Genomic DNA, 15,725 nt, shown 5'->3' on the forward strand with positions numbered 1-15,725 from the left:
TTTTTACGATGAGTTAATCAATGCTATCAGTTAAATATCCGTTGCTCCTGCTATTACCACTATTGCTCGTTAATGGGTGTCAGCGGCCAACAAATAGGGCTCCAGTAGTGGAGACACCACAGCAGATTGAACAGCTATCTGCACTGATTTCTGGTGCCATGTATTTGCGACAGGAATGCCAAAGGAAAGATATTCCTGATGAATCAATACTTATGCAAACGGCGGTAAAACTGGCAATGGAGCGAAATTGGGATACCAAAGCACCAGCTTATCAAGCGCTGAAAGGGAAAAGTCAGGCACGTTATCAGGCTCTTGTGGAAGAAATTGGCACCGATAATAATCAATGTTCTTCTCTTAACCTGCTACTGGCTGATTTTGCCTATGAAGCTCGGCGTAACATTAAATGACAGTATGTTATCTTCATTAATTGCATGGTAATGATGTAGAAACAATAGCCAACCTGCGAGAGCTAGGAAAGGGCCGAAAGGTAAAGGTGCACTTAACGGCCTATTTCTAAGCAAATGCGCGATGAAAGTAAAACTGCTCCCAGCGAGGGAAGCAATCAAAAGCAGGGCCGGTAGCTCCATCCAGCCGAGCCAGGCTCCTAAGGCCGCTAGTAATTTAAAGTCGCCATAGCCTAGGGCTTCACGGTGCGTTGTCAGCCAAAATGCCCAGTAAAGGCACCATAAGACTAAATATCCACCCACTGCACCGATAACGGCATCACTTAGTGCCAACGTTTGATCGAATAAATGGAAAATCAAGCCACCCCATAGCAAAGAAAGCGTGAGGTTATCCGGCAATAGCAAATGCTCAATATCAATTGCGGTTAACGCTATTAATACCCATGTAAAGACTAATGCAGCAAGAAGCGTATATCCGGCAGGAATAATCATGCTGATAAATAATGTTAAAGCCACAGTCGCTAGCTCGATCATGGGATAACGGAGAGAGATCTTATTTTGGCAGTGTCGGCATTGTGCCTTAAGTAGAAACCAGCTGAATATAGGGATGTTATCATGCCATTTCAGTGAGTGATGACAATGTGGGCAATACGAGCGAGGTATACACAAGTTGAATTCATGGTGCTTATTATTCTTGAGCATAATTGGTAGTCGATGAATGACGACATTAAGAAAACTACCGATACATAGGCCAAGTATTACTAGACTACCCCACCATAGTGGAGTAAAGGTTTGTAAGCTATAAAGCATATCTAACATAAGTGAAATACTCTAATGTCGTGGATTAATAAATTTGGTGTATATCTGTATGGGCTGATAAATAAAATACAGAAATAACAAAGGCACCATTAGCGATTTAATGCATATAAATTATTCTAATTGCTGATGCCTTTCTCTTATTTTTGACTCAAATGTCATTAATTAGTTATTGGGTGGCGACAGGCTTATTTGTATAGAAGTTAAGATAAATGTGAGTATTCATACTATGTATGATAGCTAGAGGAATTTAGTTCTATGGTGCCAAATTGAAAATATTATGATATGTGATGAGGTAATTAATATTATTGCGGGTATAGTTATTAATATACTGTGTTTTTTAGAAAAAGTTGGTTTTTACTATGGTAAAGTTAATTGAAAACATGTCAATTAGTATGCTAATAGTTAATATTTAGAGTAAATATTTGTTGGTTTTTATCAATAAAATATTTTTATGAATAAGGCTGATGATAGCTAAAAATTTTTTTGTTTCGTTACCGTAAAATAAAGCCCGACAGATTTCTGCCGGGCGATAATAGTCAATCTACCTGTGGCTAATCATTAGCCGCAGCGATTACATTTAGATGTTTGAATAATCTGGAAGAAATCATTGCCTTTATCATCGACCAGAATAAAAGCAGGGAAATCTTCAACTTCAATTTTCCAGATGGCTTCCATGCCTAACTCTGGATACTCCACGCATTCCAGACTTTTAATACTGTTTTGCGCCAATACCGCCGCTGGACCACCAATACTGCCGAGGTAGAAGCCGCCGTGCTTATGGCAGGCTTCCGTTACCTGTTTACTGCGGTTGCCTTTGGCGAGCATGATCATACTGCCGCCGTGGGATTGCAGTAGATCCACATAGGAATCCATTCGGCCTGCGGTGGTTGGTCCTAGGGAACCAGAGGCATAACCTTCCGGTGTTTTTGCAGGGCCTGCGTAATAGATCGGGTGATCTTTGACATATTGCGGCAATCCCTCTCCATTTTTCAGACGTTCTTCTAATTTTGCGTGGGCAATATCACGGCCAACAATAATTGTGCCGCTCAGAGATAGGCGCGTAGATACCGGATACTGTGACAGCTCTTTTAGGATCTCTTTCATCGGCCGGTTCAGATCGATTTTTACGACTTTACCTTCCGTGGCCTGACGTAAATGCTCGGGGATATATTGCCCTGGGTTATGTTCCAGTTTTTCCAGCCAGATGCCCTTACGGTTAATTTTGCCTTTAATATTGCGATCGGCGGAACAAGAAACCCCCATTCCTACCGGGCAAGATGCGCCGTGGCGTGGCAAGCGGATTACACGTACATCATGGGCAAAATATTTGCCACCGAACTGCGCGCCTAACCTTAATTCCTGAGCTTCTTTCAGTAATTCTTCTTCCAGTTGAATATCGCGGAAAGCTTGCCCATGCTCGTTACCTTCGGTTGGCAAACCATCGTAATATTTGGTGGAAGCCAGTTTTACCGTCTTCAGCGTGCTTTCCGCAGAGGTGCCGCCGATGACAAACGCGATATGGTATGGCGGGCAGGCGGCGGTACCCAAAGTGCGCATTTTCTCAACTAGGAAGGCTTTGAGTTTGCCGGGAGATAATAGCGCTTTAGTTTCCTGATACAGATAGGTTTTGTTCGCTGAACCCCCACCCTTGGTGACGAACAGGAATTTATAATCTTCCCCTTCTGTGCTGTACAGGTCGATTTGCGCAGGCAGATTGCTGCCGGTATTGACCTCTTTATACATGTCCAGCGCGGCGTTTTGCGAGTAACGTAAGTTATCTTCAATAAAGGTGTTGTATACCCCACGGGACAAGGCTTCTGCATCATTACCGCCGGTCCAGACGCGTTGGCCTTTTTTCCCTACGATAATCGCTGTGCCGGTATCTTGACAGGTTGGCAAAATACCTTTGGCTGCGATTTCCGAGTTACGCAGGAATTGCAGAGCAACATACTTATCGTTTTCACTGGCTTCAGGATCGTCAAGAATTGCGGCGACTTGCTTTTGATGGGCAGGGCGGAGTAAAAACGATGCATCGTGGAAAGCTTGTTGGGCGAGTAAGGTGAGGGCTTCTGGTTCGACTTTGAGAATATCATGATCTTCAAACTGCGAGACGGAGACATGATTATTGCTGACCAGATAATACTCGGTATCATCTTCCTTTAAAGGGAAGGGGTCTTGATAGTGGAACGGTTTATTAGACATTTTCTCTCACTTGCAACATCAGTTATCGAAACTAAGGTAGATCAAGCCGGTATATTTTTTTTAAGTAGCCTTTGGCTCCGATCCTACTATATGTGGCGTCAGCTAAGCGATGACGCCATCTCTTTTATAGGGGATAGATCGCATTTTCCGTATGTATCTATGACGTAACCAGAAATAATCTGTCGTTGCTTTAAATCACAGTGGATTATTTCTTATTTTTGAAAAAAGTCATTACACCGCCGACAACCAACCCCAGCACAATACCGGTCAAAATCCACTCGGTTAATGTCATTTACATTTCCTTTTTTATTAATTTGCAGGTGTTATTTTTAAATTTTTATTGGTTTTGTTTGCCTCTCATCAGCAATAAACCAATAAAAATAGCCTGCCGTAACAGGCTTTTTAAACGATGTTAAGGATGCTGTGTCTGGACGGTTTCTACGCCATCCGGTTCTACCGCCTCTAACGGAGGCATAATATCTTGAATCATCTGCTCGTCAAAACTAGGGTTAAGAGCCGGTGAAAGGGGAGAACTGACCAGACTATCGGGTATTGCAATATGAGGCACAGGTGCGTCATTCACAAAGTCTGATTCATCCTGTTTCACCGTGCGACTGAGAGAAACCAGCGCCACGCCGCATAAAGCAAAGAAAGCATATAGAATATTGCCCCCTAAAGGCGCAATCAGCGCACCGACCGCCAGTGGGCCGATGCTGGCTCCTACGCCAAATGACATCAGTAAACAGGCTGCCAGAGAGACGCGTCTTTCAGGTTCAATCAGATCGTTAGCCAGCGCGACGACTAATGGGTAAAGGGTAAATTGCAACATGCTAACGATGAATCCTAGCCCTAGTAACAGACGAAAAGGAATATGCGGCCAGATAGCCAGCGGCAGCGCGGTAACGGCAAGTAATATGGCATTGATACGAATCAATAAGGTTCGGTTATAACGATCGGATAACCAGCTCAAGGGAAGCTGAGCCACCAGTCCAGCAAAAATTGACAGTGCCATGAACAGACCCGTTTGCTCGGTTGTCAGCGATTGCAGGCTGGAATAAACCGGAGCAAGCCCGTAAAAAGAACCGACAATCATGCCAATAACCAAGGTTGAGGCTAGAATTTTCGGGATAGAATGGATAAAGAATTTCAATTCCATTGGTGCTGGTGACATTTGCTGGGCATTACTACGGGTTGTCAATGCGATAGGAACCAGGCAAAGAGCGAAGAATAAAGCGATCACCATCAATGTGCTGAGGCCCAAATTGGGCTGTAGCATCAGAACTACCTGGCCTAGCGCCATACCGGCGTAGGTAGCTGCCATATAAAAACCGAATACCGTACCACGTTGATTCGAGGATGACTGATCGTTCAGCCAGCTTTCTAGTACCATAAACTGGCACATCATACACAGGCCGATAATTAGCCTTAGTATGACCCATACGGGTATATATTCTGTTAATCCGTGGCTCAATACTGCCGCGGTAATGATACCGGCGCAGGCGACATAGGCGCGAATATGCCCGACTCTGGCGATAAGAAAATGACCGACCTTACCGCCGATAACTAATCCGATGTAGTTAGCGGCAATAATGGCCCCAATCAGGGCTCCGGACACGTTAATAGATGTTAAACGCAGTGAGATATAGGTCGTCAGCAGGCCAGAACCCAACAACATGAGCACCGTCGCGGTGTAAAGTGGGAAGAATGCGTTCAGAATTTTTTTCACTATAGCGTCCTGGTTTTTTATCCTGAAATGATCGTCGGCGTACAGGCCTAAAAGTCGGACGTAAAAACAGTCAGATAAAGAAATTACGTCACGCCAGCCTGCTCGGGTATTACCTCTCTGCAATCAATTAGATGATTTATAAGCTTCTTTGATATTACCAGCTAAGCATGATAGGTAAAGCGTTGTCCGGACAAGGGCTTTGAATTCGACATGCGAAACGCTTCGCATCTATTGGCAGAAGTGCAGCACAAACGAAGAGAAGTGCTACTATCGCCACTGAAATATTTTCATAGAATAAGGGGGCATGATGAACGAACAACAACTGCGTCAGCTCAGCATTGACGCCGGTGAGTTGCTCAAGGCTCGCGGGGCCAGCGTGACCTGCGCTGAATCTTGCACCGGCGGATGGATAGCGAAAGCCTTGACGGATATCGCCGGTAGCTCGGCTTATTTCGATCGCGGATTTGTGACTTACAGTAATGAAGCAAAACACGATTTGCTCGGCGTAGCGGAAACCACCCTGAATGCGCATGGTGCAGTCAGCGAAGAGGTCGTGCGTGAGATGGCCGTGGGGGCATTACACGCGGCGCAGGCTGATTTTGCACTCTCCGTTAGTGGGATTGCAGGGCCTGACGGCGGTACTGAATTTAAGCCCGTAGGTACCGTCTGGTTCGGTTTTGCAACAAAGGCTGGACAGATCTCGGCTGAGAAGCATGTTTTTAATGGTAATCGCGATGAGATACGCTTGCAGGCCACTATTTTCGCGCTTCAGACGCTGGTTGATAAATTTCTAAAAAAATAGGCTTGATACTGTATGATTGTACAGTATAATTAGCGCTAATTTCCTGCACAAAACAACATTCAGTGGCGACGATAAGGGCGACCTTACCTTGCCAGAGAGGGAGTAAAAATGGCTATTGATGAGAACAAACAAAAGGCATTAGCAGCAGCACTGGGCCAGATTGAAAAACAATTCGGCAAAGGCGCTATTATGCGTCTTGGCGAAGACCGCTCAATGGATGTTGAAACGATTTCTACCGGCTCATTATCATTAGATATCGCTCTGGGAGCCGGCGGTTTGCCTATGGGGCGTATTGTTGAGATCTATGGCCCTGAATCGTCAGGTAAAACTACGCTGACGCTGCAGGTCATCGCCGCAGCGCAGCGCGAAGGTAAAACCTGTGCCTTTATTGATGCCGAGCACGCCCTTGACCCAATTTACGCGAAAAAACTAGGCGTAGATATCGATAATCTTCTGTGTTCTCAGCCAGATACCGGTGAGCAAGCGTTGGAAATCTGCGATGCGTTGACTCGTTCAGGTGCGGTTGATGTGATCATCGTTGACTCCGTAGCCGCTCTGACGCCAAAAGCTGAAATTGAAGGTGAAATTGGCGATTCTCACATGGGTCTTGCTGCTCGTATGATGAGCCAGGCCATGCGTAAGCTGGCGGGTAACCTGAAAAATGCCAACACTTTGCTGATCTTTATCAACCAGATTCGTATGAAAATTGGTGTGATGTTCGGTAACCCGGAAACCACTACCGGTGGTAACGCCCTGAAGTTCTATGCTTCCGTTCGTTTGGATATTCGCCGCATCGGTGCGGTGAAAGAAGGCGATGTGGTAGTGGGCAGCGAAACTCGTGTCAAAGTGGTTAAAAACAAAATTGCTGCGCCGTTCAAACAGGCTGAATTCCAGATTCTTTACGGTGAAGGCATTAACATCAACGGTGAGTTGGTGGATCTGGGTGTTAAACATAAGCTGATTGAGAAAGCCGGTGCATGGTATAGCTACAACGGTGACAAAATCGGTCAAGGTAAAGCTAACGCCAGTAATTATTTGAAAGAAAACCCAGCTATTGCAACAGAGATCGATAAGAAGCTGCGTGAAATGTTGCTGAGCGGTGCTGGTGAACAATCGACTGCGGCAGCCGGTGGTTTTGCCGATGAAGCCAACGATGAGACTAGCGAAGAATTTTAATAGGCTGAAGTGATAGCCGTATAGTCATATTAATCCTATGACCTGGCAAAATATCAACCCGATAAGTTTTGTATTGCGGTAACGCAGCAATTAGACCAATTCTGGACTGAGTTAACTCAGTTTCTGGAAGCGGTGAGAATGTTAGCGCTGTCACTGCCGCAACTCGAAATGTAAGGGGATGGGATTCTCTACTTGTGATTAAAAGTAATGAATGACCTGTTAAGCCGCGCGATGAGATTGCTCTCTCAACGAGATCATAGTGAGACCGAACTGCGCCGCAAACTTGCGGCGCAGTCATTTTCGGTAAAAGGCAATTGGGGACGCGGAAAGAAAAAATCCCCATCTACCACTAAACGGGGTCAAAGCCTGAATAACGGCGGTGGCGATAATCACGACGATCGAAGCGCTAAAAATAGCTTTTATCATCACAGCTATAGTTCTGGTGGTAGCCGCAACGAAGAAAAAGAGACTGACAACGATCTCCATGATCTCACTGACGGTCATGACGCGGCTGAGGCTATTGACCCAAAAGCTATTGATGAAGTCATTGCTTATTGCTATCAACACAACTGGCTGGATGATGCTCGTTTTGCTACCAGTTATATCAACAGCCGTAGCCGCAAAGGGTATGGTGTTCAGCGCATTCGCTCTGAACTGTTGCAGAAAGGCATAGAAAAAGAACAAGCACAAACTGCTTTTGAAATAAGTGAGATCGACTGGTGTCAGCTGGCAAAAGAAGTCGCTCAGCGCAAATTCGGTGAAACCTTACCTGTTGAATGGAAGGAAAAGGCAAAAGTTCAGCGTTATCTCCTCTATCGTGGCTTCTTTCAAGAAGAAATTCAGTCGATTTACAATGATTTTATCGAATGAATGCACACGGGATTTTACTTCCCTCTGAAGAAAATTTATCTTATTCCCACTTTTTGTTTGTGAGCTGACTGGTAGTCCCCTTTATTAAGGGGGGCGCTGTTGGCTCGCGAGCCATTCTTTTAGCTTGATTCCGGGACAATTATGAGCAAGAGCACCGCTGAGATCCGTCAAGCGTTTCTCGATTTCTTCCATAGCAAGGGACACCAGGTTGTATCAAGCAGCTCATTGGTCCCTAATAATGACCCGACATTGTTGTTTACCAATGCCGGGATGAACCAGTTCAAAGATGTTTTCTTGGGCTTGGACAAGCGGGCCTATACTCGCGCCACGACTTCCCAACGCTGTGTTCGCGCCGGTGGTAAGCATAACGATCTGGAAAACGTCGGTTATACCGCACGTCATCACACGTTCTTTGAAATGTTGGGTAACTTCAGCTTTGGCGATTACTTCAAACATGATGCGATTAACTTCGCATGGGAACTGCTGACCAGCGAAAAATGGTTCAACCTGCCGAAAGAAAAACTGTGGGTTACCGTTTACGAAACCGATGACGAAGCCTATAACATTTGGGCAAATGACGTTGGCGTACCGCGTGAACGTATCATCCGTATCGGCGACAAAGGCGCGCCTTTTGCCTCGGATAACTTCTGGCAAATGGGTGACACCGGCCCGTGCGGCCCATGCAGCGAGATCTTCTACGATCACGGCGACCATATCTGGGGTGGCCCTCCAGGCTCACCAGAAGAAGATGGCGATCGCTACATCGAGATCTGGAACATCGTTTTCATGCAATTCAACCGTCAGTCAGATGGCACAATGTTGCCGCTGCCTAAACCATCCGTAGATACCGGTATGGGGTTGGAGCGTATTGCCGCTGTATTGCAGCACGTGAATACTAACTATGAAATCGATTTGTTCCGCGATTTGATTGCGGCCGTTGCCGAAGTAACTGGCGCTACCGATCTTAATAGCAAATCACTGCGCGTGATTGCCGATCATATCCGCTCATGTGCGTTCCTGATTTCAGACGGTGTTATTCCTTCGAATGAAAACCGTGGTTATGTGCTGCGTCGCATCATTCGTCGTGCTATTCGCCATGGAAATATTCTGGGTGCCAAAGATACCTTCTTCTACAAACTGGTAGCGCCATTGATTGCCGTTATGGGTTCAGCCGCTGATGAATTGAAACAGCAGCAGGCGATGGTTGAGCAGGTTCTGAAAACTGAAGAAGAGCAGTTTGCACGGACTCTGGAACGTGGTCTGGCATTGCTGGATGAAGAGTTGAACAAGCTGACCGGCGACACGCTGGACGGTGAAACTGCATTCCGTCTGTATGATACCTATGGTTTCCCGGTTGATTTGACCGCGGACGTGTGCCGTGAGCGCAATCTGAAGGTTGATGAGGCTGGTTTTGAGCAGGCAATGGAAGCTCAACGCCGTCGTGCTCGTGAATCCAGCGGTTTTGGTGCTGACTATAACAGCCTGATCCGCGTCGATACCGCGAGTGAATTCTCTGGCTATGACCATGTAGAGCAGAAATCTACCGTTACTGCATTGTTCCGCAATGGTGAAGCCGTTGACGAGATTCATGCCGGTGAAGATGCCGTGGTGATCTTGAATCAGACTCCGTTCTACGGTGAGTCAGGCGGTCAGGTTGGCGACCAAGGCCAACTGAAAAGCGCTATGGCTGATTTTATGGTCTCCGACACGCAGAAATACGGCCAGGCGATTGGCCACTTAGGCCAGTTATCTCAAGGTACTTTGCGTATTAACGATAGCGTTGATGCTATTGTAGATAGCGCTCGCCGTAATCGTATTCGTCTGAACCATTCCGCGACCCACTTGTTGCACGCTGCATTGCGTAAAATACTGGGTGAGCATGTGGCTCAGAAAGGCTCATTGGTTAACGATAAATACCTGCGTTTTGACTTCTCTCATTTTGAAGCCATGAAGCCGGAACAAATTCGTCAGGTTGAAGACCTGGTGAATGCGCAGATTCGCCGCAACCTGCCAATTCAAACGGAAGTTATGGAGTTGGACGCAGCGAAAGAAAAAGGCGCAATGGCTCTGTTCGGCGAGAAATATGACGATCAGGTGCGCGTATTGACCATGGGCGACTTCTCAACCGAACTTTGCGGCGGTATTCACGCCAATCGTACCGGTGATATTGGTCTGTTCCGTATTCTGGCTGAATCAGGCACGGCAGCAGGTATTCGTCGTATCGAAGCCGTAACGGGGGAAGGTGCTATTGCCTTGCTGCATCAGCAAAGTGATCTGTTACAGGATGTTGCTCACCTGGTGAAGGGGGATAGCAATAATCTGACAGATAAGATTCGGGCCGTATTGGATCGCAGCAAAGCGTTGGAAAGAGAATTACAGCAGTTGAAAGACCAGCAGGCAGCGCAGGAGAGTGCTTCATTGTCCTCCTCTGCGAAAGAAGTGAAGGGCGTAAAACTGTTGGTTAGCAAACTGGATAACGTTGAAGCGAAAATGCTGCGTACCATGGTTGACGATCTGAAGAATCAGTTGGGCTCTGCCATTATTGTTCTGGCAACGACCGCGGACGATAAAGTGAGCCTGATTGTAGGCGTGACCAAAGATTTGACCAACCGAGTCAAAGCAGGTGAGTTGATTGCCGATATTGCCCAGCAGGTGGGGGGTAAAGGCGGTGGACGCCCTGATATGGCTCAGGCTGGAGGTTCGGATGTTCAGGCTCTGCCCGCCGCGCTGGCTAGCGTAGAAGCGTGGGTCGCGTCTCGGCTGTAAGCATGCAATGATCGTGTAAAATAAATGCGCCATACCTCAAAGAAGAGTATGGCGCTTTTCAATTTTCTTGTCATAGGTCGGTTACAAAGTTAAACGCAAATTTGTTCGTGTCGTCTAAACTTGTATTAGTTAGAGGCGCGACCAAGCTACTTACATTTTATGTGGGGGCGATGGCTTACGTTTTCACGGTGTATGATGGATAATGGCGGGGAAACTGAGAGACCCGACTCTTTTAATTTTTCAAGGAGCAAAGAATGCTTATTCTGACTCGTCGAGTTGGTGAAACACTCATGATTGGCGATGAGGTTACGGTTACTGTATTAGGAGTTAAAGGCAACCAGGTTCGAATTGGTGTGAATGCTCCGAAAGAAGTTTCTGTTCACCGTGAAGAAATCTACCAACGTATTCAAGCAGAGAAGTCTCAACCGACGACTTACTGATATTGAAGCAGCGTCTCGTGGAATGCGAGACGCTGCTGCTCTCCCCCAAATTCTATTCCCTGCATCATTTCTCACTCGCTCATGGCTATTTTCTCGCTTTTCTCCCAAGATTTAACTCGCCTCAGTAATATTCCTTCAATTCTTTTACAACGCTATTTCGCAGACATCCTTATCTCGCCTGTTGATAAAATACTCTTTTCGATGCCAAATTGCGCATCTTGGCTGTGAATTGTGCAAGTAAACGTTTGTTGGGAAAAATTGTTTGACTTATAAGTGCAGGAAAGTAATATGTGCGCCACGCAGTGCCGATGAGCTTCTTTAAAAGCAAGTTAGGCACAATTCGAAAGAAGCGTATGGTGAGGTGGCCGAGAGGCTGAAGGCGCTCCCCTGCTAAGGGAGTATACGGTCAAAAGCTGTATCGAGGGTTCGAATCCCTCCCTCACCGCCATTTACTATGCACCCATAGCTCAGCTGGATAGAGTACTCGGCTACGAACCGAGCGGTCGGAAGTTCGAATCTTCCTGGGTGCACCATATTTTGCAGTATGGTGAAGTAGTTAAATGACTGTCAGATAGTTTCAGAGATTTATTTGCACCCATAGCTCAGCTGGATAGAGTACTCGGCTACGAACCGAGCGGTCGGAAGTTCGAATCTTCCTGGGTGCACCATCTTTGTTGTTATAGATTCACTCGGTGAAACGCTTCGCAGTAAAAAATCAAACGCACCCATAGCTCAGCTGGATAGAGTACTCGGCTACGAACCGAGCGGTCGGAAGTTCGAATCTTCCTGGGTGCACCATTTTAAGAAACCTCGCTGCGGCGGGGTTTTCTGCTTTCTGGCTATTTGAAATAGCATCCTGCCTGATTTGGTCAGTGAGACCCCGCGAGTGCCAGTAGAACGCCACTGACTTCTTTTTTTCCGCTATCTGAATTTCGCCTGCCTATGAAAAATATCAAGATGGGTCGATGAGGTTATAAATATTCATCAAATCTATATCTCATCACAGTGCTTGTACTGGCTAATGAATTCCCATCCAGTTGATTTTATTACGCTCATCTAATGACCATCTTTAGCCAAAAAACACTTTTTCTGATTAAATACAGATGGTTATACAGTAAGCGACAATTTAATGAGTTTGCGATAAAGTAGCTTTTCCTTTCCTCAATGATCCTGGGATAAAGATGTACGATCGCTATGAAGGCCTAATCTTTGATATGGATGGTACGATTTTGGATACCGAATCCACCCATCGACAGGCTTGGCGGAAGGTGTTGATGCCTCACGGTATTCAATTTGATGAGCAAGCTATGGTGGCGCTCAACGGCTCTCCAACCTGGCGAATTGCCGAGATGATTATTCATAATCATCGGTTGAAGTTAGATCCTCATCTGTTAGCCGCTGAGAAAACGGCAGCGGTGAAGGCGATGCTGTTGGATAACGTAAAGCCGCTCCCGCTCATTGACGTGGTTAAGGCTTATCATGGCCGCAGACCTATGGCTGTGGGAACCGGAAGCGAGCACAGCATGGCTGAGGCGCTTTTACGACATCTTGGCCTTCGGGATTACTTCGATGTCATCGTCGGTGCCGATGACGTTACCCGGCATAAGCCGGAGCCAGACACCTTTTTGCGCTGTGCCGAATTGCTCGGCGTGGCGCCGGAGCGCTGTGTCGTGTTCGAAGATGCTGATTTCGGCGTAGAAGCGGCAAAGCGGGCGAAGATGGACGTGGTGGATGTGCGTCTGCTGTGAGTAGCACGCTGGCTGTAGCATCGTTATTCGGTAGCAGTTTTCTTAGCGCGACGCTCTTACCTGGAAGTTCCGAAATTCTATTAGTGACCTTGCTAACTGCGGGCAGTGCGCCTGCGGTGATATTAGTGTTATCTGCAACCGTAGGTAATACGCTGGGTGGCTTAACAAATGTAGTTATAGGCCGCCTGTTACCGGCGTTAAAACCGCAGCGCGGGCTGGATATGACGTTGGGCTGGCTCCAACGCTTTGGTCCAGCCGCTCTCTTGCTGAGTTGGTTACCGGTGGTAGGCGATTTGATGTGTGTGTTGGCAGGCTGGCTGCGTATGCCCTGGGCTCTGGTGGTTTTTTTTCTGTGTGTGGGAAAAGCTGTGCGTTACATCGTTATTACCGTGTTAACGCTGGAAGGAATCGCCTGGTGGCAATAAAGATGTGATGACTTCACATAGTCACATTGACGTAGTTTCAGTATGCTTACGGGCTATGGTTTTTAAGAGCGGGAGGTCGATTTGATCCCGGACGTATCACAGGCGCTTTCTTGGTTGGAAGCGCATCCTAATGCATTAAAAGGAATCCGCCGCGGCATTGAGCGGGAAACATTGCGTGTGACCGCTGATGGCCAACTGGCTGCGACGGGTCACCCTGAGTCACTCGGGGCGGCGTTGACACATCAATGGATCACGACTGATTTTGCCGAAGCTTTGCTGGAGTTTATCACTCCGGTAGACGGCGATATCGATCATTTGCTGGCTTTTTTGCGTGATATTCATCGTTACACTGCGCGTAAACTTGGCGATGAGCGCATGTGGCCCCTTAGCATGCCGTGCTTTATCGGCGCCGAGCAGGATATCGAACTGGCTAAATACGGTTCCTCCAACGTTGGACGCTTCAAGACGCTGTACCGTGAAGGGTTGAAAAACCGCTATGGCGCGCTGATGCAAACCATTTCCGGCGTACATTACAACTTCTCACTGCCTATTGAGTTTTGGCAGGCGTGGGCGGGTGTGGAAGACGAGCAAAGTGGTAAAGAAGAGATCTCTGCCGGTTATTTCCGACTGATCCGTAACTACTATCGCTTTGGCTGGGTGATTCCGTATCTGTTTGGTGCTTCGCCAGCGATTTGCTCTTCATTCCTGCAAGGACGTGAGACCGCATTGCCTTTTGAGCGCAATGATAACGGTATGTGCTATTTACCTTATGCCACTTCTTTACGCCTGAGCGATTTGGGTTACACCAATAAATCACAGAGTAATTTAGGCATTACTTTTAATGACCTGAATACCTATATTGATGGATTGAAGCGTGCTATCCATACGCCATCGGAAGAGTATGCGGCGCTGGGGCTGAAAGAGGGCGATCGCTACCTACAGCTCAATAGCAATGTACTGCAAATCGAAAATGAGCTGTATGCTCCGATTCGACCCAAACGCGTCACTCAATCAGGTGAGTCACCTTCTGACGCGTTGCTGCGCGGCGGGATCGAATATATCGAAGTGCGCTCGCTGGATATCAATCCGTTCTCCCCAATTGGTGTTGATGCGGTACAGGCTCGTTTCCTCGATCTATTTCTGATCTGGTGCGTGCTGGCTGATGCGCCTGAAATGAGCAGCGATGAGCTACTTTGTACGCGTAAAAACTGGAATCGTGTGATTCTGGAAGGGCGTAAACCGGGTCAGACTATTGGTATTGGCTGCGATAGCACTCGTGAGCCTTTAGATAAAGTCGGTAAAGCGCTGTTTGACGACTTGCGCCGGGTGGCAGAAGTGCTGGACGGCAAAGACAGTCGGGCTTATCAGGATGTATGTGATGAGCTAGTTGCTTCCTTCGATAATCCGGAACTGACGTTCTCTGCTCGTATTTTACAGGCAATGAAAGCGGAAGGAATCGGTGGTGTCGGGCTGGATCTGGCTGAACGTTATCGCGAAATGTTACGCAGTGAGCCGTTGGAAATATTGACTGAAGAACAGCTTTCAGCTGAACGTGACCGTTCTTGGATTCGTCAAGGTGAGCTGGAACGTAGTGATGAACTAAGCTTTGAAGAGTATCTGGCGATACACGCAGGTCGCTAGAAAAAGAAAAGGCCACAATCAATGTGGCCAAATTAACATCTCTGTATACAGGGATGATGATAACAAATGCGCGTCTTTCACATATTAAGACGGCGGTGATTTAAAAAAGTTTCATTGGGTTCGAAAAAAAATTCTTCTGCGAGAAATAATTTTTTTTGAGGAGGTAACAAGATGCCATTATTGGACAGTTTTACAGTTGACCACACCATTATGAAAGCACCGGCCGTTCGCGTTGCTAAGACGATGAAAACCCCTCACGGCGATGCAATCACCGTGTTTGATTTACGTTTCTGCGTGCCGAATAAAGAAGTTTTGCCGGAGAAAGGTATTCATACGCTGGAGCATTTATTCGCAGGTTTTATGCGTGATCATCTGAATGGTCAGGGTGTGGAAATTATTGATATCTCACCAATGGGCTGCCGTACCGGTTTCTATATGAGCCTGATTGGCACACCTGACGAGCAGCGTGTGGCGGAAGCGTGGAAAGCGGCGATGGCTGATGTACTGAAAGTCACTGACCAGCGTAAAATTCCTGAGCTGAATGAATATCAGTGTGGGACTTACCAAATGCATTCGCTGGAAGAAGCGCAGGACATTGCCAAAAGCATCATCGAGCGTGGTGTGCGGGTAAATCATAACGATGAGTTGGCATTACCGAAAGAGAAACTGACTGAACTGCACATCTAGCATCGTTGATATGTTGGAA

General features: G+C 46.9%; 13 protein-coding genes and 4 tRNA genes. 14 read left to right on the forward strand and 3 right to left on the reverse strand.

What is annotated here, in order from left to right; translation table 11 throughout:
- Positions 1–107 precede the first annotated feature (107 nt).
- Complete coding sequence (gene gspS / locus ACQ4OC_RS08420; RefSeq protein ID WP_430971091.1) at positions 108–407, forward strand: type II secretion system pilot lipoprotein GspS; 300 nt, start codon at positions 108–110, stop codon at positions 405–407.
- On the opposite strand, the gene ACQ4OC_RS08425 is transcribed toward gspS, so the two are convergent.
- From ACQ4OC_RS08425 to ACQ4OC_RS08435, 3 genes are all read right to left on the reverse strand, one after another.
- Positions 363–1,223: a prepilin peptidase gene (locus ACQ4OC_RS08425; RefSeq protein ID WP_430971092.1), complete on the reverse strand. Its 861-nt coding sequence runs from the start codon at positions 1,221–1,223 to the stop codon at positions 363–365. The genes gspS and ACQ4OC_RS08425 overlap by 45 nt on opposite strands.
- A gap of 558 nt (positions 1,224–1,781) precedes the next feature.
- On the reverse strand, positions 1,782–3,425 hold the full coding sequence (fumA, locus tag ACQ4OC_RS08430; protein ID WP_430971093.1) for a class I fumarate hydratase FumA: 1,644 nt from the start codon (positions 3,423–3,425) through the stop codon (positions 1,782–1,784).
- 412 nt (positions 3,426–3,837) lie between these two features.
- Positions 3,838–5,151 (reverse strand): MFS transporter, encoded by a 1,314-nt coding sequence (locus tag ACQ4OC_RS08435; protein ID WP_064516622.1) that lies wholly within the window; start codon positions 5,149–5,151, stop codon positions 3,838–3,840.
- A gap of 307 nt (positions 5,152–5,458) precedes the next feature.
- Between ACQ4OC_RS08435 and pncC the strand changes: the two genes are divergently transcribed.
- From pncC to luxS, 13 genes are all read left to right on the forward strand, one after another.
- Positions 5,459–5,953, forward strand: a complete 495-nt coding sequence (gene pncC / locus ACQ4OC_RS08440; protein WP_064516624.1) for a nicotinamide-nucleotide amidase — start codon at positions 5,459–5,461, stop codon at positions 5,951–5,953.
- A 108-nt stretch (positions 5,954–6,061) separates the two neighbouring features.
- Positions 6,062–7,129, forward strand: a complete 1,068-nt coding sequence (gene recA, locus ACQ4OC_RS08445) for a recombinase RecA (RefSeq protein WP_064516626.1) — start codon at positions 6,062–6,064, stop codon at positions 7,127–7,129.
- Between the two features lie 207 nt (positions 7,130–7,336).
- Positions 7,337–7,999: a recombination regulator RecX gene (gene recX / locus ACQ4OC_RS08450; RefSeq protein WP_120805316.1), complete on the forward strand. Its 663-nt coding sequence runs from the start codon at positions 7,337–7,339 to the stop codon at positions 7,997–7,999.
- A gap of 141 nt (positions 8,000–8,140) precedes the next feature.
- Entirely contained in the window at positions 8,141–10,765 is a 2,625-nt protein-coding gene (alaS, locus tag ACQ4OC_RS08455) for an alanine--tRNA ligase (RefSeq protein WP_064516628.1), read from the forward strand.
- A gap of 254 nt (positions 10,766–11,019) precedes the next feature.
- The gene (gene csrA, locus ACQ4OC_RS08460) at positions 11,020–11,205 is read left to right on the forward strand and encodes a carbon storage regulator CsrA (RefSeq protein WP_002209449.1); all 186 of its coding nucleotides are present in this window, start codon (positions 11,020–11,022) and stop codon (positions 11,203–11,205) included.
- A gap of 355 nt (positions 11,206–11,560) precedes the next feature.
- Positions 11,561–11,653: transfer RNA gene (locus ACQ4OC_RS08465), tRNA-Ser, on the forward strand.
- A gap of 8 nt (positions 11,654–11,661) precedes the next feature.
- Positions 11,662–11,738: transfer RNA gene (locus ACQ4OC_RS08470), tRNA-Arg, on the forward strand.
- Positions 11,739–11,796: 58 nt separating this feature from the next.
- Positions 11,797–11,873 (forward strand) — tRNA-Arg (locus ACQ4OC_RS08475).
- Between the two features lie 53 nt (positions 11,874–11,926).
- Positions 11,927–12,003, forward strand: a tRNA-Arg gene (locus tag ACQ4OC_RS08480).
- Positions 12,004–12,386: 383 nt separating this feature from the next.
- On the forward strand, positions 12,387–12,953 hold the full coding sequence (gene yqaB, locus ACQ4OC_RS08485) for a fructose-1-phosphate/6-phosphogluconate phosphatase (protein WP_064516630.1): 567 nt from the start codon (positions 12,387–12,389) through the stop codon (positions 12,951–12,953).
- Positions 12,950–13,378, forward strand: a complete 429-nt coding sequence (locus ACQ4OC_RS08490; RefSeq protein WP_064516632.1) for a YqaA family protein — start codon at positions 12,950–12,952, stop codon at positions 13,376–13,378. Before yqaB ends, ACQ4OC_RS08490 begins: the two co-directional genes overlap by 4 nt.
- Positions 13,379–13,459: 81 nt before the next feature.
- A complete protein-coding gene (gene gshA, locus ACQ4OC_RS08495; protein ID WP_064516634.1) occupies positions 13,460–15,019 on the forward strand; it encodes a glutamate--cysteine ligase in 1,560 nt (519 codons plus the stop codon).
- A gap of 171 nt (positions 15,020–15,190) precedes the next feature.
- On the forward strand, positions 15,191–15,706 hold the full coding sequence (gene luxS, locus ACQ4OC_RS08500; RefSeq protein ID WP_064516636.1) for an S-ribosylhomocysteine lyase: 516 nt from the start codon (positions 15,191–15,193) through the stop codon (positions 15,704–15,706).
- Positions 15,707–15,725: the final 19 nt, after the last annotated feature.

The organism is Yersinia sp. J1 (assembly GCF_050586585.1).
GTDB lineage: Bacteria > Pseudomonadota > Gammaproteobacteria > Enterobacterales > Enterobacteriaceae > Yersinia > Yersinia entomophaga.

Bases quoted from the DNA above. Each gene is read 5' to 3' on its own strand.
- ACQ4OC_RS08425 (WP_430971092.1), bottom strand. From the start codon at position 1,223: ATGTTAGATATGCTTTATAGCTTACAAACCTTTACTCCACTATGGTGG.
- fumA (WP_430971093.1), bottom strand. From the start codon at position 3,425: ATGTCTAATAAACCGTTCCACTATCAAGACCCCTTCCCTTTAAAGGAA.
- pncC (WP_064516624.1), top strand. From the start codon at position 5,459: ATGAACGAACAACAACTGCGTCAGCTCAGCATTGACGCCGGTGAGTTG.
- recA (WP_064516626.1), top strand. From the start codon at position 6,062: ATGGCTATTGATGAGAACAAACAAAAGGCATTAGCAGCAGCACTGGGC.
- recX (WP_120805316.1), top strand. From the start codon at position 7,337: ATGAATGACCTGTTAAGCCGCGCGATGAGATTGCTCTCTCAACGAGAT.
- alaS (WP_064516628.1), top strand. From the start codon at position 8,141: ATGAGCAAGAGCACCGCTGAGATCCGTCAAGCGTTTCTCGATTTCTTC.
- csrA (WP_002209449.1), top strand. From the start codon at position 11,020: ATGCTTATTCTGACTCGTCGAGTTGGTGAAACACTCATGATTGGCGAT.
- yqaB (WP_064516630.1), top strand. From the start codon at position 12,387: ATGTACGATCGCTATGAAGGCCTAATCTTTGATATGGATGGTACGATT.
- luxS (WP_064516636.1), top strand. From the start codon at position 15,191: ATGCCATTATTGGACAGTTTTACAGTTGACCACACCATTATGAAAGCA.